The organism is Desulfurispora sp. (genome assembly GCF_052744395.1).
Window position 1 is genome coordinate 1 of record NZ_JBRAJI010000044.1, and the last position, 21,647, is coordinate 21,647.

19 protein-coding genes are annotated in these 21,647 nt (G+C 57.2%); 12 read left to right on the plus strand and 7 right to left on the minus strand.

Annotated features, from left to right (window positions below; translation table 11 throughout):
* Positions 1-253 precede the first annotated feature (253 nt).
* From ACUVTU_RS10990 to ACUVTU_RS11005, 4 genes are all read right to left on the minus strand, one after another.
* Positions 254-769, minus strand: coding sequence for a hypothetical protein (locus tag ACUVTU_RS10990; protein ID WP_445890010.1), 516 nt, complete (start codon positions 767-769; stop codon positions 254-256).
* Between the two features lie 64 nt (positions 770-833).
* Positions 834-1,520 carry a DUF554 domain-containing protein gene (locus tag ACUVTU_RS10995; RefSeq protein WP_445890011.1) on the minus strand — a complete coding sequence of 229 codons (687 nt, stop codon included), beginning with the start codon at positions 1,518-1,520 and terminating at the stop codon, positions 834-836.
* A gap of 242 nt (positions 1,521-1,762) precedes the next feature.
* Positions 1,763-2,638: a ParB/RepB/Spo0J family partition protein gene (locus tag ACUVTU_RS11000; protein WP_445890012.1), complete on the minus strand. Its 876-nt coding sequence runs from the start codon at positions 2,636-2,638 to the stop codon at positions 1,763-1,765.
* Complete coding sequence (locus ACUVTU_RS11005) at positions 2,631-3,389, minus strand: ParA family protein (RefSeq protein ID WP_445890013.1); 759 nt, start codon at positions 3,387-3,389, stop codon at positions 2,631-2,633. Before ACUVTU_RS11005 ends, ACUVTU_RS11000 begins: the two co-directional genes overlap by 8 nt.
* 394 nt (positions 3,390-3,783) lie before the next feature.
* Between ACUVTU_RS11005 and ACUVTU_RS11010 the strand changes: the two genes are divergently transcribed.
* From ACUVTU_RS11010 to murA, 9 genes are all read left to right on the plus strand, one after another.
* A complete protein-coding gene (locus ACUVTU_RS11010) occupies positions 3,784-4,257 on the plus strand; it encodes a hypothetical protein (protein WP_445890014.1) in 474 nt (157 codons plus the stop codon).
* A gap of 298 nt (positions 4,258-4,555) precedes the next feature.
* Positions 4,556-5,578: a TRAP transporter substrate-binding protein gene (locus ACUVTU_RS11015; protein WP_445890015.1), complete on the plus strand. Its 1,023-nt coding sequence runs from the start codon at positions 4,556-4,558 to the stop codon at positions 5,576-5,578.
* A gap of 106 nt (positions 5,579-5,684) precedes the next feature.
* On the plus strand, positions 5,685-6,206 hold the full coding sequence (locus ACUVTU_RS11020; RefSeq protein ID WP_445890016.1) for a TRAP transporter small permease: 522 nt from the start codon (positions 5,685-5,687) through the stop codon (positions 6,204-6,206).
* On the plus strand, positions 6,206-7,489 hold the full coding sequence (locus tag ACUVTU_RS11025) for a TRAP transporter large permease (protein ID WP_445890017.1): 1,284 nt from the start codon (positions 6,206-6,208) through the stop codon (positions 7,487-7,489). Before ACUVTU_RS11020 ends, ACUVTU_RS11025 begins: the two co-directional genes overlap by 1 nt.
* Positions 7,490-7,569: 80 nt before the next feature.
* On the plus strand, positions 7,570-9,063 hold the full coding sequence (gene scfB / locus ACUVTU_RS11030; RefSeq protein WP_445890018.1) for a thioether cross-link-forming SCIFF peptide maturase: 1,494 nt from the start codon (positions 7,570-7,572) through the stop codon (positions 9,061-9,063).
* A 280-nt stretch (positions 9,064-9,343) separates the two neighbouring features.
* A complete protein-coding gene (locus ACUVTU_RS11035) occupies positions 9,344-10,723 on the plus strand; it encodes a peptidoglycan DD-metalloendopeptidase family protein (protein ID WP_445890019.1) in 1,380 nt (459 codons plus the stop codon).
* 214 nt (positions 10,724-10,937) lie between these two features.
* Positions 10,938-11,597, plus strand: a complete 660-nt coding sequence (locus ACUVTU_RS11040; protein ID WP_445890020.1) for a tetratricopeptide repeat protein — start codon at positions 10,938-10,940, stop codon at positions 11,595-11,597.
* A gap of 73 nt (positions 11,598-11,670) precedes the next feature.
* Positions 11,671-12,531, plus strand: coding sequence for a peptidase MA family metallohydrolase (locus ACUVTU_RS11045; protein ID WP_445890021.1), 861 nt, complete (start codon positions 11,671-11,673; stop codon positions 12,529-12,531).
* 251 nt (positions 12,532-12,782) lie between these two features.
* Positions 12,783-14,060 (plus strand): UDP-N-acetylglucosamine 1-carboxyvinyltransferase, encoded by a 1,278-nt coding sequence (murA, locus tag ACUVTU_RS11050; RefSeq protein WP_445890022.1) that lies wholly within the window; start codon positions 12,783-12,785, stop codon positions 14,058-14,060.
* Positions 14,061-14,120: 60 nt separating this feature from the next.
* Here the strand turns inward: murA and ACUVTU_RS11055 are convergent, their stop codons facing one another.
* From ACUVTU_RS11055 to ACUVTU_RS11065, 3 genes are all read right to left on the minus strand, one after another.
* Positions 14,121-14,504, minus strand: a complete 384-nt coding sequence (locus tag ACUVTU_RS11055; protein WP_445890023.1) for a response regulator — start codon at positions 14,502-14,504, stop codon at positions 14,121-14,123.
* A 93-nt stretch (positions 14,505-14,597) separates the two neighbouring features.
* Positions 14,598-17,810 carry a response regulator gene (locus ACUVTU_RS11060; RefSeq protein ID WP_445890024.1) on the minus strand — a complete coding sequence of 1,071 codons (3,213 nt, stop codon included), beginning with the start codon at positions 17,808-17,810 and terminating at the stop codon, positions 14,598-14,600.
* The gene (locus tag ACUVTU_RS11065) at positions 17,810-19,114 is read right to left on the minus strand and encodes a sensor domain-containing diguanylate cyclase (RefSeq protein ID WP_445890025.1); all 1,305 of its coding nucleotides are present in this window, start codon (positions 19,112-19,114) and stop codon (positions 17,810-17,812) included. The genes ACUVTU_RS11060 and ACUVTU_RS11065 overlap by 1 nt, the downstream gene beginning before the upstream one ends.
* A 189-nt stretch (positions 19,115-19,303) precedes the next feature.
* Between ACUVTU_RS11065 and rlmH the strand changes: the two genes are divergently transcribed.
* The 3 genes from rlmH (at position 19,304) to cas6 (ending at position 21,610) form a co-directional block, all read left to right on the plus strand.
* Positions 19,304-19,786, plus strand: coding sequence for a 23S rRNA (pseudouridine(1915)-N(3))-methyltransferase RlmH (rlmH, locus tag ACUVTU_RS11070; protein ID WP_445890026.1), 483 nt, complete (start codon positions 19,304-19,306; stop codon positions 19,784-19,786).
* A gap of 109 nt (positions 19,787-19,895) precedes the next feature.
* On the plus strand, positions 19,896-20,474 hold the full coding sequence (locus ACUVTU_RS11075) for a flavodoxin family protein (protein ID WP_445890027.1): 579 nt from the start codon (positions 19,896-19,898) through the stop codon (positions 20,472-20,474).
* Positions 20,475-20,563: 89 nt separating this feature from the next.
* Positions 20,564-21,610 (plus strand): CRISPR system precrRNA processing endoribonuclease RAMP protein Cas6, encoded by a 1,047-nt coding sequence (gene cas6, locus ACUVTU_RS11080; RefSeq protein WP_445890028.1) that lies wholly within the window; start codon positions 20,564-20,566, stop codon positions 21,608-21,610.
* Positions 21,611-21,647: the final 37 nt, after the last annotated feature.

A 21,647-nucleotide genomic window follows, 5' to 3' on the forward strand; every position in this document is an offset into this window, starting at 1 on the left:
CAATTTGTAAACAAATTGCCGGACTGTCGTCCGGCCGCCCATTCACCACCCGCCTAAAGAGGCGGGAGTCCTCTGGGCGGATTTTGATAGAATAATCGCGGAGTGTCGATTGCGCAGTATATGAAACCCGGCTCGCTTGCGAGCAATATACAAAAGCAAGCCCGTAGCGAAACACCGTAACCGGCACCAGGTGCAGCGGCATTGCGAAGACAGAGGGCCGGACGCAGCTGCCCAGCCCTCTTTGGTTGCACTTTCAGATACGCTGTTCCAGTTTAAGAATGGCCATGTCATGCCTGGCCGAACGCCCGACCAGAAAATTGACATCCTCGGCAATGGCCAACAAGCGCTCATGCATTTGCTGTTGTAATTTGAGAATTTGATCACCACGCAGACTGTAGCCGTCAAAAAGAGCGCGGATTTTTTCTGTGATCTGGTTTTCCAAACGCAGTTCCAGTTTATCCACCCGGCGGGTTAGCTCCTGTATGTCGCCCTGCAAATCCTTCTGGCCGGCCTCCAGAGAGACAACCCGCTCTTCCAGAGAGATAACCCGCTCTTCCAGAGAGACAACCCGTTTTTCTAGAGAGACAACCCGTTCTTCTAGAGAGACAACCCGTTCTTCTAGAGAGACAACCCGTTTCTCAAGTGAAATAATGCAATTTTCCAGAGAAACTACCCGCTGCTCCAGAGCCGTCAGGCGTTTTTCCATTCTTTCCTGCCCGGCCTTAATGTCCTGTACACAGGAAAGTATTTGCCCGAGCACATCTTCCATGGCCGCTTTCACCTCTGGATAATTATGTATAACAATTATCTGACAGAGTCAGGCAGAATGTCAATCAAAAATATTTGCTGGTCACCCAGGCCAGAGCCATGGCCACAAATACGGCCGGCAGCAGGTTGCCCACATTGATCTTTTTGATGCCCAGCACATTGATGCTGATGCCGACTATGAGCAGCCCGCCGGTGGCCTTGAGTTCGGCAATGACCGGGTCGCTGAAAAAGCCTTTGACCAGTTCGGCCAGCAGGGTGATGCTGCCCTGATAGATGAAAACTGGTACTGCGGAAAAAGCAACGCCGATACCCATAGTGGAAGCAAAGAAAACCGAGCTAACGCCGTCCAGGATGGACTTGGCTAGCAGCGTGGAGGGATTGCCGGTCAGACCGTCCTCCAGCGACCCCAGGATGGCCATGGCCCCCACACAGTAAACCAGGCTGGCAGTGACAAAGCCGCGGGCAATGTTGCTTTCTGTGCTTTTAAACTTGCTTTCAATGTACTGGCCAATGCTGTCCAGCCTCCGCTCTATCCCCAACCACTCTCCGATCATCCCCCCTATCACCAGACTGATGATTACAATGAGCAGGTTCTGGGTTTCCAGAGCCATCTGAACTCCTACCAGAAAAACAGCCAGACCGATCCCTTGCATGATGGTATCGCTGGCAGCGGTGGATATGCCCTTGCGTAGCAAACAGCCCAACAGACTGCCGGCTACGATAGCGGCTGCGTTGACAATGGTTCCGATCAAGATGAGCGCCTTCTTTCTGCGGTGTGTTGTTGTGGAATATATTGTGGTAACTGCGCAATGTTTCACGTGAAACATTGCGCGGCACCACGGGGTCTGGTGTCCGGTCGGTTGGTGCGGATGAAACAGCCTGCGGAGTCTGAAAATGCAACGGGCAGGAAGCCCGCCGGTGCTTGGAGTACACTATCCGAACAAAAATACATGCCCGCATATGGTAAGCTGGCGGGCCGTGGTTACCGTAAGGATTAACCAATAATCTGATTGATTAAACGGGCCATCTCGTCGCTGTCCTTAAAGGAAATGATGATCTTGCCGCCCCCGTCCTTTTCCTTGCGAATTTTTACTGGTGCCTTTAAAAAGCTCTGCACCGATTCCTCGATTTCCCGCACCTGGATGGCGGCATCATCCTGCGCCTGTTCGGCTTTAGCCGGCCGGTTCGGCCGGCTCTGCAGGGCCTTGACCAGTTCCTCGGTCTGGCGGACGCTCAGGCCTCTGGCGACCACCCGGCGGGCAATTTTGAGCTGCCAGGCGGCATCGGGTGCAGCCAGCACGGCCCGGGCGTGACCGGCGGTGAGCTGGCCCTGCTGCAGCATATCCTTGACTTCGTCCGGCAGATGCAAAAGGCGCAGCATATTGGTGATAAAAGGTCGGCTTTTGCCCACCCGCTGAGAGAGATCCTCCTGGGTCAGGCCGTATTCGTCAATCAGGCGGCGGTAGGCGGTGGCTTCTTCCAGAGGGTTTAAGTTTTCCCGCTGGATATTTTCAATCAGGGCTACAGCTGCTGCCTCCAGGTCATCGTAATGCCGTACGATGGCCGGGATTTTGTCCATTTGCAGCAGGCGGCAGGCCCGCCAGCGGCGCTCGCCGGCGATCAGCTCATAGCTGCCGTCCGCCAGGCGGCGCACCACCACGGGCTGGACCACGCCGTGTTCGCGGATGGAATCGGCCAGTTCCTGCAGCTTGTCATCGGCTATATGCTGGCGGGGCTGGCCTGGGTGCGGTTTGATCAAATTAATGTCTATTTCCAGTAAAGCTGCCTCGGATGAGGAAGAATCCAGTACCTGGCCGGCCGTAGGGAAAAGCACCTCCAGGCCCTTGCCCAGGCCGCGCTTTTTAGTCAAGTCCCATCACCTCCCGGGCCAGCTCCTGGTACACTTCCGCTCCCCGGGAGCGGCGGTCGTACATCATCACTGGCTGACCGTAGCTGGGCGCCTCGGAAAGGCGGACATTGCGGGGGATGATGGTGCGGTAAACCAGGCTCTTAAAATGTTTTTTCACCTCTTCCACCACCTGAATACTTAAATTGGTGCGCCCGTCAAACATGGTCAGCAAGACACCTTCAATCTGCAGTTGCCGGTTGAAGCTGCTCTGGACCATGCGGATGGTGTTCATGAGCTGGCCCAGACCTTCCAGGGCATAGTATTCGCATTGAATGGGGATGATCACCGACTGCGCGGCCGTCAGGGCGTTAATAGTCAAAAGGCCCAGAGAGGGTGGGCAGTCAATGATTGTGTAATCATAACCGGGCACGCCGCTTAAAGCGTTGCGGCAGCAGTATTCCCGCCGGGGGAGGTTGACCATTTCCAGCTCGGCGGCTGCCAGCTCGATGCGGGAAGGTAAAAGGTGCAGGTTTTTCAGCCGGGTGGGCAGGATGGCACTGTTTACCGGCAGGTTGTTAATCAGCACGTCATATATGGTGTGCGGCAGCTCGTCTTTGTTGATGCCCAGACCGCTGGTGGCATTGCCCTGGGGGTCAATGTCCACCAGGAGCACCTTCTGGCCCAGCAGGGCCAGTCCGGCGCTCAGGTTGACCGCGGTGGTGGTTTTGGCTACGCCGCCCTTCTGGTTGGCGATAGCAATGATTTTGCCCATAGCATACATCAGCTTCCTTTGCTGGCTCAAGGTGAGTATTCTTTGGCTTCGGCAGTTGACATTCTCCCCGAGCCTTTCGGCAGGGAGGGGCGTTACGGTGCGATTCGGTAAATAATTCAACGGCTAGCAGGACACTTCCTGCCGGGTAGCGTAAAATAGCTCGGGGCAGCAGAAAATAGGATTAAAAAAATTAAAATACCAGCGGGGAGGATGCAGAGTGAGCTACCATGATTTGCACCCGGAAAAACTGGCCGGGCGGGTAAAGCAGGCGGTGCAGATGCTGGCCGACTGTAGGTGTGCGCCTGGCAGTGTCAGGTGAACCGGCTGTCACAACATCAACCTGGTCTCCCCCAGTCATTTTGTCCCGCAAATACTGGAAGCGCTGCTGCTGGCGGTGGAACAGGGCCTGCACATCCCGCTGGTTTATAACACCGGGGGTTATGATGCTCTGCCCACCCTGCAGCTATTGGATGGAATCATCGACATTTACATGCCCGATATCAAATTCGGTGATGATGAGCTGGGTCGGCGCTATACCGGGGCGCCGCGCTACTTCACAGTGGTCAGGCAGGCAGTGCGGGAAATGCACCGCCAGGTGGGAGACCTGGTGGTAAATGAGCAGGGGCTGGCGGTAAGGGGATTGCTGGTGCGCCATCTGGTGCTGCCCCAGGATCAGGCCCGTACCTCCGCGGTGCTGGAATTTATTGCCCGGGAGATATCGCCCCACACGCTGGTCAATATTATGGATCAGTATTATCCGGCACACCGGGCCCACCATTATTCGGAACTATCCCGCCGGGTTACCCGGGATGAATATGCCCGGGCCCGGAAACTGGCTCAGCAATATGGCCTCAGGCGGATTTGTTAGGATTGGCCCGATGGTCCAAATTAACGTTGGCGCTAAAGACAAATTATGGTATAATCTAAAAACAATAATCAGAATATTTTTATTTGTATATATTTATCAACCGGTTAATTGACCAAAGAGCAGTGTCTCAAACCATAGGCACCTGGTCCGGCTCCCTGAAGGCACGAGCTGATGGTACAGCGGGGAGTATAAAGCCCGGGAAAGGGGGGATGGGTTTATCCATAGAGATATAGCTGCAGTACCGGGTATAACTATAGCCCGGCCCAGTCAGGTCATTAAAACGAGGGGGGTATAGAGATTGAAAAAAATCTACAGTTTTCTTGTTGCCGCGCTGGTTACCGGTTTGCTGCTCTGGGTTGCCGGATGCGGTGGCAGCCAACAAACCGCCGCTCCGGGCAGTGGGGGAGGGAAAATCCAGGTTAAATTTTCTCACGTTACTTCGGAAACCTCGCCCAAAGGGCAGGCGGCGCTCAAGTTCAAGGAGTTATTGGAAAAATCCGGCCAGTTCGAGGTGCAGGTTTTCCCCTCCTCCCAGCTTTTTGGCGACAAGGAGGAGCTGGAAATGCTGCGGGCCGACAATGTGCAGTTTATTGCTCCTTCAGTGACCAAGCTGGTGGGCTTTGTTCCGGCTTTCCAAATTGTGGATATGCCCTTCCTGTTCCAGAATGACCGGGCGGCCTACGCCTTTTACGACGGTCCGGCCGGGCAGAAGCTGATGCGGTCGCTGGAGAGTCACGGCATGCTGGGCATGGCCTGGTGGATCAACGGCTCCAAGCATTTCACCAACTCCAAACGGCCGCTGCAAAAACCGGCCGATTTTAAAGGTCTCAAATTCCGCACCCAGAGCGGTGGCGTGCTGGATGAACAGTTTAAGGCTCTGGGGGCCGGCTCCCAGACCATTCCTTTTGGTGAAGTATACCAGGCCCTGGCCAACAAAACCGTGGACGGCCAGGAAAACACTTTTAATAACATCGACACCCAGAAATATGCCGAGGTACAAAAATACCTGACCATTTCCGGCCACGGCCGCCTGGACTACCTGGTGATCACCAACACTAAATTCTGGAATAAACTGACGGCGGAACAGCAGAAAATTGTCCGGGACGCCCTCCAGGAAGCCACCGCCTACGAGCGCCGGCTGGCCGAGGAGCTTAATGAAAAGAGCAAACAAAATCTGCTGGCCAGTGGCAAGCTGCAGGTTTATCAGCTTACCCCGGCTGACCGGCAGGAGTTTATCAAGGCCATGCAGCCAGTATATCAAAAATATACCGATGTAATTGGCCGGGAATATATCGAAGCGGCCCAGAAAAGCGGTCAATAGAAAAAAATGGGCGGGCAGCGGCGAGAATACTGCCCGCCCTGCTGTCTTTTAGATGATGACGAAGATCAGGGAAGCCGGTGTGGCGAAGATATACAGGGGGGTTACCATGATGCAGACAGGTTTGAAAAAAGTCTATCGCACCTTTGAGGATTTTTTTCCCGGCATCATGCTGTTCAGCGGCCTGACGCTAATTTTTGTCAATGTGTTGCTGCGGTATTTCTGGCAGCGCCCGCAATCCTTCATTGATGAAATGGCCGTTTATTTTGTAGTCTGGGGCATCCTGGCCGGTTTTGCCCCGGCCCAGCGGGATAACTACCACATCAAGGTGGAGTTTTTTTATGAGCGGCTGGGCCCGGCCAGCAAGAAAATAGTAGATATATTTGCCTTAAGTTTGAGCCTCTTTTTTGCGCTGCTGTATACCTGGTTCGGTCTCCTTTTGGTGCAGGATTATCTGGCCAGCGGGCAGTGCTCGGCCGACAGCCGGTTTCCGCTGTGGGTGGTTTACCTAATTGTTCCCCTAAGCGGCCTAATGCTGTCTGCCCGCTTCGCCCTGCCCCTGTGGCAGAACATCACCGCACAGAAATTAAACGGCCGGTCGGCGGACCGGGGAAAGGGGTGCAGTAACTGATGGATGTGGGGCTGCTCTTTGGCCTGTTTGCCCTGCTTTTCCTGCTGCGGGTGCCGGTGGCCGTAGCCCTGGCCCTGGCGGCCATGGCCACCATCCGGCTGTTTACCGATTTCACTCTGCCCCTGGTGGCCCACCGCATGTTTGCTTCCCTGCTCTCCCCTCCCCTGCTGGCCATACCCGCTTTTGTCAGCGCCGGCGTGGTCATGATGCACGGTGGGATTTCCAAGTATATCATTGCCGCCCTGCGCAGCTGGCTGGGGCACCTGCCCGGTGGTCTGGCTGTGGTCACAGTGGGGGCGTGCGCCATTTTTGCGGCCATTTCGGGCTCCAGCCCGGCCACTGCCGCCGCCATCGGGGCAATCATGCTGCCAGCCCTGCTGGAGAGCGGTTATCCCAAGCGCTACAGCATGGGGCTGATCGCCGCGGCCGGCACGCTGGGCATTCTCATTCCCCCCAGTGTGACCATGGTGGTGTTCGGCGTGACCGCGGAAGAATCCATCGGCGACCTGTTTATGGGCGGCCTGCTGCCGGGCCTGGGCCTGGCCACGGTGCTCATTTTTAGTGCGGTGCTTTACGCCCGGGTAAGGCGCTTCCCCTGCCAGCCCCGGACCTCCTGGCCGGAGCGCTGGCGCAGTACGGCCAAAGCCCTGCCCGGCATGGTGCTGCCCCTGCTCATTCTGGGTACCATTTACCTGGGCGTGGTCACCCCCACCGAGGCGGCCGTGCTTTCCCTGTTTTACGCCCTGTTTGTCGCCACCTGCATCTACCGGGAAATGTCCTGGGCGGCGCTGCGACAAATCCTGCGCGAATCCGTAAACATCTCAGCCATGATCTACCTGGTGATTGCCGCGGCCATGGTTTTTTCCATGTACCTCACCTATCAGCAGGTACCCCAGCAGATTATCGCCTGGATCAGCGAGGCCCGGTTGAACAAGTATCTGTTTTTCCTGGCCACCAACCTGATGTTTTTTGTCATGGGCACCTTCCTGGAGGCGGTGTCCATTACCCTGATCACCCTGCCCCTGCTGCTGCCCATCATCAAAGCTCTGCAAATTGACATCATCCAGTTTGCCGTGGTGATGACGGTGAATATGGAGCTGGCCATGATCACGCCGCCTGTTGGCCTTAATCTCTATGTGGTCAGTTCCATGGCCAAAAGTCGCCTGGAAGAGGTGGTGCGCGGGGTTTGGCCGTTTATTCTAATCCTGGTGGGCTTTCTCATACTGCTGATCCTCTGGCCCGACCTGTCCACTTATGTGCCCCGCCAGCTGATGCAGCACTGATCGGGGGCTGTATTTTTGTCAGGCTACCCGGTATAATTGTACAGGTGGGCGAGAGCAATTATACAAGGTGGTGGCCAGACATGATCCATAAATTCACCTTTGACGGTACCCATCTGGTGCTGGATGTGCACAGCGGCGCACTGCACCAGGTGGATGCCCTAGTTTACGCCATGCTGCAGGAAGGAGCGGTTTTTGACCCGGCGGCGGCGCTGCGGGCTGGGCAGGAGTGGCTGAGTGGGCTGGCCGAAGCCGAAGTTTCCAGCAGCGATGTCCAGTCAGACAACCGCACTGTAACAGAAAGGGGCCTGGGCCAGCCGCGCCAGGACAAGAGCGGGTCTGAGCGGGCGGATGGTTCCCGCAGTAAACCCGCGGCCGGCCAGGAAAATCTGCTGTCCGAAGCCCTGGCCGAAATCCAGCAACTGATTGCCCAGGGTCTGCTGTACAGTTCCGACCCTCTGGGCGGGAGCTATGAACCGCCCCCGGGCGGAGTGGTCAAAGCACTTTGCCTGCACCTGGCCCACGACTGCAACCTGGCCTGCCGCTACTGTTTTGCTGGCCAGGGGGCCTATGGCGGGCCGGCCGGGCTGATGAGCGCCGCGGTGGGGCAGCAGGCCATCGACTTTTTGCTGGCGGCCGCCGGGTCGCGCCGGCATGTGGAAGTGGACTTTTTTGGCGGCGAGCCGCTGCTGAATAAACCCGTGCTGTATGAGCTAGTGCCTTACGGGCAGCAGCAGGCGCAAAGAGCGGGTAAACAGATCAAGTTTACCCTTACCACCAATGCGCTGCTGCTGGACCGGGAGACCGCCGATTTTTTAAACCGGCACGAGATCAGTGTGGTTTTAAGCCACGACGGCCGGCCGGCCGTGCACGACCGTATGCGCCCCTTTCCCTCGGGCGCGGGATCGGCCGAGCCGGTGCGGGAAAGGATGCAGGCCTTTCTGGCCGGCCGGGACTATCAGAACTACTATGTGCGGGGTACCTATACCGCTTACAATACCGACTTTGCCTCCGATGTGATCTATTTGATTGAGCAGGGCTTTACCGAAGTTTCGGTGGAACCGGTGGTGGCCCCGCTCAAGGCGCCCTATGCCCTGTGCGAGGAGCACCTGCCCGAACTAAAGGCTCAATACGAAATACTCACCCGCTACCTGCAGCAGCGCCGGCAGGTTGGCCGGCCGGTCAATTTCTTCCATTTCAATATTGACCTGGAGGGTGGGCCCTGCCTGGCCAAGCGGCTCACTGGTTGTGCAGCCGGGGTGGAATATCTGGCTGTGGCCCCCGATGGGGGGCTTTACCCCTGTCACCAGTTTGCCGGCCGGGAGGATTACCGCCTGGGCGATGTCTGGCAGGGGGTGCAAAACCGGCAGCTGGTGGAGGTATTTCGCCAGGCCCACATCTATCACAAGCCCCATTGCCTGGACTGCTGGGCCCGCTACTACTGCAGCGGGGGCTGCCACGCCAGTGCCATCAATTACGGCGGCCATATTCTGGCTCCCTATCCTACGGGTTGCGAACTGGCCAGAAAGCGGCTGGAATGTGCGCTGTACCTTAAAGCACAGCAGTTGGCCGAGTAAAAATGAGCCGCCAACCTGTCGAACCTGTGCAGATTGTTTTATGATATTTGCCGTAATCTGGCGATACTGGGATGTCAACAGGGGAAAATTGCCCCTGTTTTCTTTTTACGCCATTTTAACAAAATAACTATCCCGTGTTAAAATATGCCTGGTTGTGATTGGCCAACCTGTGTGTAATTTCTTAATATTCTGAATATTATCATGGTAATAATATACTGGCACTGACCTGAGCCCGGGCCGGTACCGGGCAGCTAGATTACGAACAGGGAGTTGATGCGGTGTGCACTGGCGGCTGGGGCCGGGTCCGCTCCGATGGCTGGCCCACCGGTTGAAGAATCCCCACGAGCCCAATTTGATCATAGCAGTGGCTCTGTACACGGTATTTATTATGTATTTGTGCGCGGTAATCGGCGCAGGCGGCCGGGCCTGGGCCGTGCAGGTGAACGGGCGGGAAGTGGCCCTGGTCAAGGACGAAAAAACCGCCCGCCAGGCTCTGGAGCAGGTAGTGGACGCCCGCAGCCGGGAGCTGGGTCGGCCGGTGCTGCCCCTGGAGAAAGTACAGGTGGTCAGCGTAAGGCGCTCCAATCCGGAACTGCTGGATGAGCAGGCCCTGGCTGCGCTGCTCACCGGTTGTCTGACCTATCAGTCAACGGCCACGGGTCTGGCGGTGAACGGTGAAGTAAAAATTATCCTTCCCGACCGCCAGGAGGCCGAGCGGCTGCTGGCCCGTCTGAAGGCCCGCTTCAGCCGGCCGGGTGAAGCGGTGCGTTTTGCGGAGGATGTACAGCTGGTAGACGTGCAGTGCGATCCGTCTCGCGTGACGCCGCCCCAGGAGGCTCTGGAGCGGATACTGCAGGGGGGAGAGGCGGTTTCCCGGTATACGGTAAAAGAAGGCGATACGCTCTGGGATATCGCCCGGGCGGCCGGCAGGACGGTGGAGCAGATTGCTGCGGCCAACCCGGAAATCAATCTGGACATGCTGCAGATTGGTCAGGAAATCAAAATGAATACGGTTAAGCCCTTGCTCACAGTGGTGGCCACCTCCCGCCAAGCCGTCACCGAGGTCATTCCCCCCGAGGTAAAGGTGGAAAAGGACAAGTCCCTGCTGCTGGGTGACAGCAAGGTCAAACAGCCGGGCAAACCCGGCAAGAAAGAAGCAGTGTATGAAGTGGTGCGCGTCAACGGCGCAGTCAGCCAGCGCCAGCTGGTGGCCGAGCGCATTATTGAACAGCCGCAGCCCCGGATCATCGCCAAGGGCAGCCGGTTGCTGCTGGCCTCGCGTTCCCGGAATGGCGACGCCCGCCTGGCCTGGCCCACCGTGGGTTCGGTGGTGTCCCCTTACGGCAAACGCTGGGGGCGTATGCATGAAGGTGTGGATATAAGCGGCGGTATTGGCGACCCGGTGGTGGCCGCCCAGTCGGGTACCGTGATCCGGGCCGGCTGGTACAGCGGTTATGGTAAATGCGTAGATATTGCCCATGGCGACGGCGTGGTCACCCGGTACGGCCACTTGTCCCGGATTAGCGTGTCGGTGGGGCAGTATGTGGAGAAAGGCCAGCTGATTGGCCGGGTGGGCAATACCGGGCGTTCCACCGGGCCCCACCTGCACTTTGAAGTGATTGTCAACGGCACACCGCGTAACCCCATGCGTTATCTGTAGGAAATATGGCCGCAGCCCCTGGCCTGCCGGTGCCTTCCGGTAGTGCTTTCCCTGGCCCGCGGCTTTGTCGAATGGTTATTACTGGCCGCCCTCTGTTCCGGGCGGCCTTTTGCCGGCCGTCCTAATTATCGTAAAGGGCGGAAAAATTCGGGTGTTTTCATTAAACGGCGGTAATGCTATAATGATCAGCGGATAATACCGATCAAGAAGGGTTGTGAACAGCCGTATGGCCACCAGAAAAATAAAAGGTAGGAATCAGCAGGTTAAAGCCAAACCGGATCAAATGACCCGGCGGGAAAAACGCCGCCGTCAGCAGCGGATTGTCTTCGGTATTGTGGTAGCGGTGCTGGCTCTGGGTCTGATTGCCACTTCCATAGTCTGGTCGGTAGGAGGCCGCAGTAACCTGGCCAGTTCGGCCGGAGCCAGTGTGGCCCAGCCCGAGAAAGCTGTTTCGCCGCAGGAGCAGATTGCGCAGCTGGAAAAAGAGCTGCAGCAAAAACCGGACGATGTCCAGGTGCTCAGCCAGCTGGCTACGGCCTATTTGCGGGCCGGTCAGCGGGACAAGGGTCTGGCCATGCTGGAAAAGGCCGTGCAAAAACAGCCCGGCAATACCGATTTGCGGCTGGATCTGGCCCTGCACTATTTTCTGGCCAACCAGAATGACCAATCCATTGCCGAGCTCAGCCGGATTATAGAACAGCAGCCCGCCAACAAAACCGCCCATTTCTACCTGGGGCAGGTGCTGGCCCTGGGCAAGCAGGACTACAAAGGTGGCATTGCCGAACTGGAGAAGTACATCGAGCTGGCCCAAACCGGTGCTGATGTGCAAAAGGCCCGGCAGATGATTGATGAATGGAAAAAGATGATTAAGTAATTTCCCGGCCCCGCCGTCCCCAGCGGGGTTTTTTATCGAGACCATACCAATCAATTAGTCAGGTGAACAGACAATGAACTATTTAACCAGAATCAGGAATATATATACCAGAAAGAGAGCAGTCTGCCTGCTGGCTGTGCTGGCCGGCTGTCTTTTGGTACGCTGGCCGGGATGGCTGAAAAACAAGGCCTACGCAGCGTACCGGCTGGCGGCCCGGGGGCAGCTGCTGCTGGAAACCGGACGCTGGCCGGAGCGGCAAAGCGAGCATTTTTTACTGCGTTACCAGCCCGGTGATGCCCGGTACGCCCGCCTGGTGCTGGATACCGCCGAGGAGTTTTACCGGCCGGTGTTCCAGGTGTACGGGGTGGAGCCGCGCCAGAAGGTGTTGCTGGTGCTGTACCCCGACGCCCGCCAGCTGGGCGCAGGCTTCGGGTGGCCTTCCGGCACCAGCGCTATCGGCGTATACTGGGCCGGGGCGGTGCGGGTGCTTTCTCCTGCCGCCTGGCTGGGCGAGATGAGCCCGGAGCAAGCGGCCGGATATTTCCAGCAAAGCGGGCCCCTGGCCCACGAACTGACCCATTATGCCGTGGACTGGCTGACGGCAGGCAACTGCCCGCGCTGGCTGACCGAGGGGCTGGCTCAGTACGAGGAGTGGCGGCTCACCGGCTTTGAAATGCCGGGCGATGCGCAGGAGGAACCGGCCGCTCTGCCCCTGGCGGAGCTGGACGGCTATTTCGACACGCCCCGGGGTGAGAGCCGGGCTTATCGCCAGTCCTTTCTCCTGGTGCGCTATCTGATGGAAACCCGTGGCCGCGAAAAAATGCTGCAAATTTTGCGCAACCTGGGAAGCGGGCAGACTATAGAGGGAGCCATGCGGCAGACACTGGGGATTTCCCTGCCGCAGCTGGAGCAGGAGTGGCTGGCGGCCCGGTGAACCGGTCCCGCTGCCAGAGCGTAAACTGATCCGGGCCGGGAAAAACGGGCGTTAGCAGCAGAAAGGGCCGCCAACTTGAAAAAATGCCGGTTGGGGCAGGATTTTGGCGCAAAGTATAGTATTAGCAAAAGGTAGCCCGGAAATAACCTTACCGGCTGGCTTCTCCGGCGAGCAAACCGTCCGGCCAGTATCCCCCGGAGGTAAGATCTAGCACTGGGCCAATGTTGAGAATACGGTATGGGGAGAAGAGCATGGAGATAAATTACGACACCGGTAAAATTGTGGTGGCGGGCGGCCGGCGGCTTTCTGGCACGGTACGTATCAGCGGGGCCAAAAACGCCGCCCTGGTGCTGATCTGCGCCGCCACTATGGCTACCGAGCCGGTAATTCTGGAAAATGTGCCCGACATCAGCGATATTCATGTGCTGGTGCGGATACTGTCGGAAATTGGCCTGGAGGTGAGCTGGCCGGCGCCGGGTACCCTGGCTGTCTGTGCCACTACCGCTCCCCAGTTGCCCCCGCCCTATCAGCTGGTGAAGAAGCTGCGCGCTTCCAACCTGCTGCTGGGGCCGCTGCTGGCCCGCTTCGGGCAGGCCCAGGTTTCCCTGCCCGGCGGCTGCAACATCGGGGTGCGGCCCATGGACCTGCATTTTAAAGGGCTGGCCGCTCTGGGGGCCGACATCCGCATGGAAAAGGGCACGGTGCTGGCCAGCGCCGGCCGCCTGCGCGGGGCGCGCATCTATCTGGACTTCCCCAGCGTGGGGGCCACGGAAAATATTATGATGGCGGCCTGCCTGGCCGAAGGACAGACCATACTGGAAAACGTGGCCAAGGAGCCCGAAATTGTGGATCTGGCCAATTTTCTGAACTGCCTGGGGGCCCGGGTGCGCGGCGCCGGCACCGACGTGATCAAAATTGAAGGTACCGACCGGCTGGGCGGCTGTCTGCGGTACAACGTCATCCCCGACCGCATTGAGGCCGGCACATATATGATTGCTGCGGCCGCCACCCGGGGCAGCGTGCATTTGAGCGGGGTCATTTCCCGCCACCTGGAACCGCTCTGCGCCAAACTGCGCGAAGCCGGGGTTAGTGTCACCGAAGATGAGGAGAGCGTGCTGGTAGAAGGCGGCGGCAACTACCGGCCCATAGACATCAAGACGCTGCCCTATCCTGGTTTCCCTACCGATTTGCAGTCTCAGATGATGGCCTTTTTGTCCACCGTGCCCGGCATCAGCCTGATTACGGAAAACATTTTTGAAAACCGCTACCGGGTGGCCGATGAGCTGGCCCGCATGGGGGCGCGCATCAAGGTGGAAGGCCGCCTGGCCGTTATTGAAGGGGTGCCCGCCCTGCAGGGTACCCAGGTGCGGGCCAGCGACCTGCGGGCGGGCGCGGCGCTGATCATTGCCGGGCTGATGGCCCAGGGCCGCACCGAGATCTACAATCCCGGCTATATCTTCCGCGGCTACCACGATATTATTGGCAAGTTGCGCGCTTTGGGGGCGGAGATCTCCTTCCAGGATGAATAAGAATAAACCAGGGCCCCTGCCGGTGCAGTGGGCCCCTTTTGTTTGGGCCGGGGCGAAGGATTATGGGAGAGCCCCGGCCAGCAACTTTTGTACAGCGGAGTGGAACTGGCGCCGGCTAAAAGGTTTGGCCAGGTAGTCATCGCAGCCGCTTTGCAGCACCTTTTCCCGGTCGCCAGGCATGGCAAAAGCTGTAATACCCAGGATGGGTGTGGAGGGAGCGAGCTGTTTCATTCTGGCCGCCAGGGTGAAGCCGTCCATGCCGGGCAACTGCATATCCAACAGCACCAGCCCTGGGCGCTCTTTTTGGAAAAGCTCCCAGCCTTCTGGGCCACTGGTGGCTACCACTACCGAACAGCCAGCCAGCAGCTGCTCCAGGTAGATGAGCAACAATTCCTGATTTAAAGGATCATCTTCCACCAGTAAAACAGTTTTTTTCCAGTACATGATTATCCCTCCTGCTGGCGCGGATACTGGCGGGCCCGGTACACAAACCGGTTGTCCGTCCATGCTGGCCCGCAGTTCTTCAAGGTACTGGGGCTAAAAGTCACTGGCAGCTGGCGGCGGTCTGTGGGTGTCTGTCTGGCGCAGGACGCGCATCACTTGTTCCCAGAAGGCTGGTTGGAAAAGTTCAGCCTTGTTAAAAACGCCCCGGGTCAGGCCGCTGAGCATTTGCCGCTCCTGGTCGCTGAGCACACGGGCAGTGAGTACCAGTACAGGTATATCGCGCAGGGACGGGTAATCATAACGGCGAGTTAAAAACTCAAAACCGCCGCCATCTGGCATGACCAGATCTAAAATAATCAGATCGGGTTGCCAGTGCAGGGCCTGTTGTAGCCCTCCCGCAACGCTGTAGGCTGTTCGGCTTTCCAGGCCCCGGGCCCGCAAATATTCACTGATCACTTCGGTGATGGACGGTTCATCATCAATGATCAGGACGCGGGCAGTGCTGCTTACCGCGTTGTTGCTGGCCTGACGTTTATTTAGAGCGCGCTGTACGGCCAGGTAGAGCTCTTCTTGCTGAACCGGCTTGATTAAAAATTCGTCAGCTCCCAGCACCAGTCCTTTTTTCTTTTCCGGTAAAACCGAAATAACAATAATTGGCAGATGATTCCAGCGGGGCTGGGAGCGCAGGTCCAGCAATAGCTGCCAGCCCGCTTCTCCGGGCAATAAGATGTCCAGGGTAAGCAAGGAGGGCGCAAGGCTGTCCAGCAGCTGGCGGGCGGACTGCGCATCGGAGGCCCAACAGGTTTGATAACCCAGCTGCTGGAAAAAATTTTGCAACAATTCAGCGGCTCCGGGGTCATCTTCCACAATCAGGCATAGGCCTTCTGTTGACCGGGCGTTTGGGTCAGCAGGTGCTGGAGGGCTGGGGCTGGCTAGCACTGTACTGGCAGCAGGGCGATCTATTGTTTGTCCCAGGGGCAGTGTAACAGTAAAGACAGCACCTCCTTCCGGGCGGTTGGCCGCTTCTACAGTACCTCCGGCCAGTTGCACCAGCCGCTGGACAACGGCCAGCCCCAAACCACTGCCCTGCTGACGGCGGGAATAAAGATCGTCCGCCTGAACAAAAGGCTGGAAGATTAAGGCCAGTTTATCTTCGGGTATGCCCGGGCCTTCATCCCAGATTTGAATGACAAGCTGTTCAGCTTGCTGGCAGGCGGTTAAACCAACCCGTCCACCGGAGGGGGAAAATTTGATGGCATTGTGCAAGAGGTTGTAGATAATTTGTTTAAATTTACGCTCATCGCCAACCATGACCTCGGGTAGGCTGGCATCCTGTTCCAACAGCAAGGTGACATTTGTGCTGGCTGCCCGCTCCTTGAGCAGGCTAATGGCATTTTCCAGCACTGAACCGAGGAGAAAGGGTTCTTTGAGCCATTCACTGTGTCCGGCCTCAATTTTAGCCAGATCCAGTACATCATTGACCAGGCTGAGCAGGTGCTGTCCGGCCCGCACTATGTTGTTGGCAAAACGCTGTAGCTTTTCGGGTGGTAAATCTGGAGTAGTGGCCAGCAAATCGCCAAAGCCGATGATGGCATTGAGAGGCGTGCGCAGCTCGTGAGACATGACGGCCAGAAACTCACTTTTGGCATGGTTTGCCTGTTCCAGTTCATGCAACATCTGGTAATGAGCAGTCATGTCCTGAAAAACCAGAACCACTTCCGCTGGACTGTCACCAGCGGCTTGAACCAGAGCTACACTGGACTTAATGGGCAGCAGGTGGCCATCAGCATGACCAATTAAATATTCGGCACCGTCTATCATAGACCCGGTGCGGGCTCGTTGGGCCGGGCAATGAGGGGTATCACAGAGCAGCTGACCGGAATTGTTGCGGTGCTGGAGGATTTCCCGGCAGGATTTGCCGATGGCCTCTTTGGCCCTGTGGCCGGTAATCAAGGCTGCGCCCCGGCTCCAGGCGGTAATGTGTCCGGCGTCGTCCAGAGTGGCAATGCCACCCTGGGAACTTTGCAATACTGCCTCCACGTGGGCCAGACGCCGGGCCGCCAGGTCGGCCTGGCGGGATAATTCGGACAATAGCCTCTCCTGCTCGGCCCGGCGGCGGGCATTTTCCAGCACCAGATTGATATGCCGGCTCAGGCGCTGGAAAAAGCGCAATAAATGATCCTGGTCCGTGAAAGCATCCTGTTGTACCAGCAGGAAAAAAACCCCGTCTACCCGGCCCTGACCGACCGGCATAGCCAGAGCCAGATGCTGGGTGGGCGCGGTATGGCCGGCCCAGAGGTCGGCACTCTGGCGGGCCAGCATTAGCTTGCCACTGCGCAAACATTCCCCCACCAGGCCTTCCCCCGGTCCTATCTCGGCCGGCAGGTCGGGCGAGGTGGCTACAGCTGTGGTGCGCTTTAGCCGACCAGTCCAGGGATCTAGCTGGTAAAAACTGCCCGAGTTAATTAGCTGGCTTTGTAACAGCAGTTCCAGGACCGAAGTGGCTGGACGGGTGGGGTCAGTATGCTCGATAGCAGTGTTTTCAATCCATTTTTGAAAACTGGCAGCAAAAAAGGCTTCATCCCGGTAATAATGTAGTGCCACAAAGCGAATAACTTGTTCCAGATGGTTAATGAGATCTTTTCCGTTTCCGGTGCAGGAAGATGCCTGCTCATGCAGTGTTTGATCCAGCGAATAGTAAATCCGCTGCAGGGGCAAAGCCAGCTCCTGTTTAACTCGTCGTTTAAAAAGCAAAAAGAGCACAATAACCGTGCTGGCAATGGTCAGGGCTGCTGCCAGCAAAAATAACAGCAAGTAACGATTTTGTTGCAGGGCATTGTGGAAAAGTTCCTGGATTTGCTGATCAATCTGTTCCAGCTGGTGCAAAAACTCTCCTGCAGCTACGGTCAGCGCGGTCTGATGGCGGGAAATATCTTTATCCTGCAACAGCAGATGCAGCTGGTGGTGCTGTTCTTTCAGGCGGCTGACCTGCTGGTAGAGCACCGGCAGGTGGGTGACCTGGTTTTGAAAGTCGTTTAAATAAGTGGTGACCGGACAGTCTTTTTCAGCTACCGGATAATATTGGGGGGATTGTTGCCAGAAAAGGCGCATTTCCATATGATGCTCCCGGGCGGCATGTAACAGAGTATGGCCATCCCAGAAGCATTTCAGATTGTTGTAAAATCGCAAGGTGTTGGTGCCCGTACTGATAAGAATGAGCAGCAACAATACGGTGAGCAAGGTAGCCAGAAGGAAGTAAAGGCCGAAACTGTTTTCCGTGATTTCCCGATTATTGGGTTTCCGCATCAAGGACCTTCCTCGCTTTCCACCCGGTTGCGGCCCCGCTGTTTGGCCTGGTAGAGTAACTGGTCGGCCCGTTCCAGGGCCTGTTCCCAGTTTTCTCCCCGGCGGGCTTGTACCAGACCTCCGCTGATAGTAACCAGCAGACTTTGCCCATCGGTCAGTTCAACGGCTTGTTCGCCTACGGCCAGGCGCAGGCGTTCTGCGATGACGCGGGCGGCTGTCAGGGTGGCGCCCGGGAGCACGGCCAAAAATTCCTCGCCGCCGTAGCGGGCCAGCAGGTCCTGCTGGCGCAGCTGGCTCTTGAGCAGAGCGGCGGTTTTTTGCAAGACCAGATCGCCACTGTGGTGGCCAAAGCGATCATTAACCGTTTTGAAGTGATCCAGATCTAGCATAAGCAGGCATATGGGTAGACGCTCTGCTGTGTGCCTGCGCCACAGCTGGGTTAAACGCTCCTGCAGAGCCTGGCGGTTTAAAAGGCCGGTGAGGGCATCTTTTTCGGATGCTTCCCGCAATAATTGCTGTTGCTGGCACAATTGACTGTACAGAGTGTCCAGCGGACGGTACAGGCTCTGGATAATGATACCCCAGGCGAGCAGGGCATAGGAGATCAATTTACCTATGTGTCCGGCAAAGTTATACAGATCGGCAACCTGCCAGTACAGAGTAAAGAAAAATTCACTGAGTACCGTGAACAAAAGCGCACCCCGCAGATAGAGTAAAAAGGGAGGTGGTAATTGGGGAGCCCGCTGTAGCAGAAAAAATGCGGCAATAGCACATACCATCACCAGATATTCAGCGGCAATTTTAAAAGCAGTTAAACCACTGCCCGGGATAAAACAGGGAGGAAAAACTGGCCAGTACAGAATGGTGGCCCAGCCCAGGGTGGTGAAGGTTGCACCGGTCAGCAGGATGACCGGAAAAGCACGATTCGAGATGGGCCGGGTGACCGTGAGCAGCAGGGTAACTTCTAGCAGACGGCCCAGCACCCAGAGCTGGGTAGCGGTATTGGCACCCTGCCCGATTACCTGCAGGCCCTGGTAAGCCAGCGTATGCCACAGGTCGGTAAGGCCGATACACAGATAACCGCAGCTCAGCAGCAGCAGTGTCCGGTTGCGGGTTTGGAAATAGGACAGAGCGCCGGTAAGTGCCAGCATACCGGCAATAATGACGCAGAATAGCTCCACCAGGGTATGGAAAAGCACATAATTGGCGCGGGCCAGCAGCCAGGCTAGCGCAATGCCGATCAACAGGACGGGCGCAGGTCGGAGCGGTAGGTTATGCAGGGGTAAAATGGCTTGAATCACCACCTTCGGGGCTGATGAAGGGAAAAAATTGTATTAAAAAATTTCGACAAAGAGATGAGTTTTCCTGCTCAAAAGGACCTGCGAAAATGTTGCTAGCCAGATCGGATATGCGCCCTGATTATTTAGCATAATTAAGATACTTTCCTGGATTCTGAAAAGTGCTACAATAAATATGCGGGGGAGGGAGATGCTTTGCTGCAGATTAAAATTCTGGCTGTGGGCCGGCTGAAGGAAGACTACTGGCTATCGGCCAGCCGGGAATATATCAAGAGGCTGGGCCGCTTGGTGCGCATCAGTGTGCAGGAAGTGGCCGACGAGCCGGCGCCCGAGGGTATTTCCGGGGCTGTGCAGGAGCAGATCAAAATGCGCGAAGGCGAGCGGCTATTGCGCCACTTAAGGCCGGGGGATTATGCCGTCGCCCTGGATTTAAAAGGCCGCCGCCTTTCCTCCGAGGATCTGGCGGACTGGCTGGCCGGGCACGCTATACGCGGCCGCAGTTCCCTGGCCTTTTTTATTGGGGGCTCTTTAGGTCTCGCTGACCAGGTGCTGGAGCGCTGCCAGGAGCGCTTTAAGCTTTCCGACCTCACCTTTCCCCACCAGCTGGCCCGCATCATCCTGCTGGAGCAGCTCTACCGGGCATGCAAAATCAATGCTGGGGAAGCGTATCACAAATGAGACGGCTTTATTGCCGGTTTACAAGAAGGTAATTGTACGCATTTCCTGGATCCGCACAGGAACTTGGGGTTTAAGACAGGAAAAAATAGTTTTAAGGAGGGAAACCGACATGAAAGTGGTGGCGTTTAACGGCAGCCCGCGACAAAACGGCAACACCTACCAGGCGCTGAGCATTGTTCTGGAAGAGCTGCGCAAAGAGGGAATTGAAACCGAACTGGTGCAGCTGGGCGGTCGCAAGGTGCACGGCTGTCTGGCCTGTTACAAATGTTTTGCCAACAAAGACCGCCGCTGTGCCCGCAAAGATGACGATATGAACATCTTTATTGAAAAAATGCTGGAGGCAGACGGCATCATCGTCGGCTCGCCGGTGTATTTTAGCAACGTTTCCAGCGAGGTAAAGGCCCTGATTGACCGCTGCGGCCTGGTGGCCAAGGCCAATGGCGACATGCTGCAGCGCAAGGTGGGGGCCGCCGTGGTGGCCGTGCGCCGGGCCGGAGCTACTTTTACCTATTCGGCCATCAACTTTTTCTTCGGCATTTCCCAGATGATTGTTCCCGGCTCCAGCTACTGGAACCTGGGCATAGGATGGGAGCCGGGCGAGGTGCTGAATGATGCCGAAGGCGTGCAAACTTTTCGCACTCTGGGCACCAACATGGCCTGGTTGCTCAAGCAATTAAACCAGAAATGAACCATCAGTAATGGCACTACCTTTTCAGGAAGTATTTCTGGAAAGTGGTGTTTTGTATTAACCGGGCGATCAAAAAGGTGGTGAGCTGTTTGCAGGAAAACTTTCGGCTGGCCCGGTATGAGATGGTGCTGGCGGCCGGGGAGGAGGGGCTGCTTTTGCCCCCGTACAAGGGCAGCACCCTGCGGGGCGGCTTTGGCCGGGCCTTCCGCCATGTGGTCTGCGCCCACCGGTCGGGGCAGTGTCCGTCCTGCCCCATCAAAGAAGACTGCCCCTATGCCTACATTTTTGAGACCGCTCCTCCGCCCGGGGCGGCAGCCCTGAGCAATTATGAAGCCGTGCCCCGCCCCTTTGTCCTGGAGCCGCTGCTGGAAGAGCGCACCTGCTACGCGCCGGGGGAAGAGCTCTGCTTCCAACTGGTGCTGATGGGCCGGGCCATAGATTACCTGCCCTATTTTGCTGTCAGCTTTCGACAGCTGGGCCGGATCGGTATGGGCAAGGGCAAACGGCACTTCTACCTGCGGGCCATCCGGGGGGTGAACCCGGTAAGCGGTGCCAGAACCCTGGTGTATTCGGCCGCCCAGCCGCTCCAGGCGCCGGGCGCCCACGCTGTGAGCTGGCAGCAACTGGTGGAGGGCTGTCTGTCGCCCGCCGCCGGGCGGGTGAACAGGGTGCGCCTGCGGTTTATGACCATGACCCGCCTGAAACATGCCGGGCGCTTTGTAGAGCGGGTGGATTTCCATGTGCTGGTGCGCAACCTGCTGCGGCGCGTTTCGGCCCTGGCCTACTTCCACCACGGCTTTGCCTGGCGGGAAGATTTCGCCGCTCTCATCCGCCGGGCCATGGATGTACAGCTGGTGCGCGACGAGTGTCGCTGGGTGGACTGGCAGCGCTATTCGGCTCGCCAGGACAGCAAAATCAACCTGGGAGGCGTGGTGGATCTGGTGGAGTACAGCGGCGAGCTGGGGGAATTTTTGCCGCTTTTGCTCCTGGGCCAGCATATCCATGTAGGCAAGGCCTGTGTCTTCGGCATGGGCCAGTACCGGCTGGAACTGCCGGAAATATGTCCGGCTGGCAGCGAGGAAATAGCAATGCCGGGGGAGGTATGTAGCAGTTACCAGCAGGCCAATAAATATTGACAAAACATAACAAAATAGTTGCCATGAAGTTATGGAA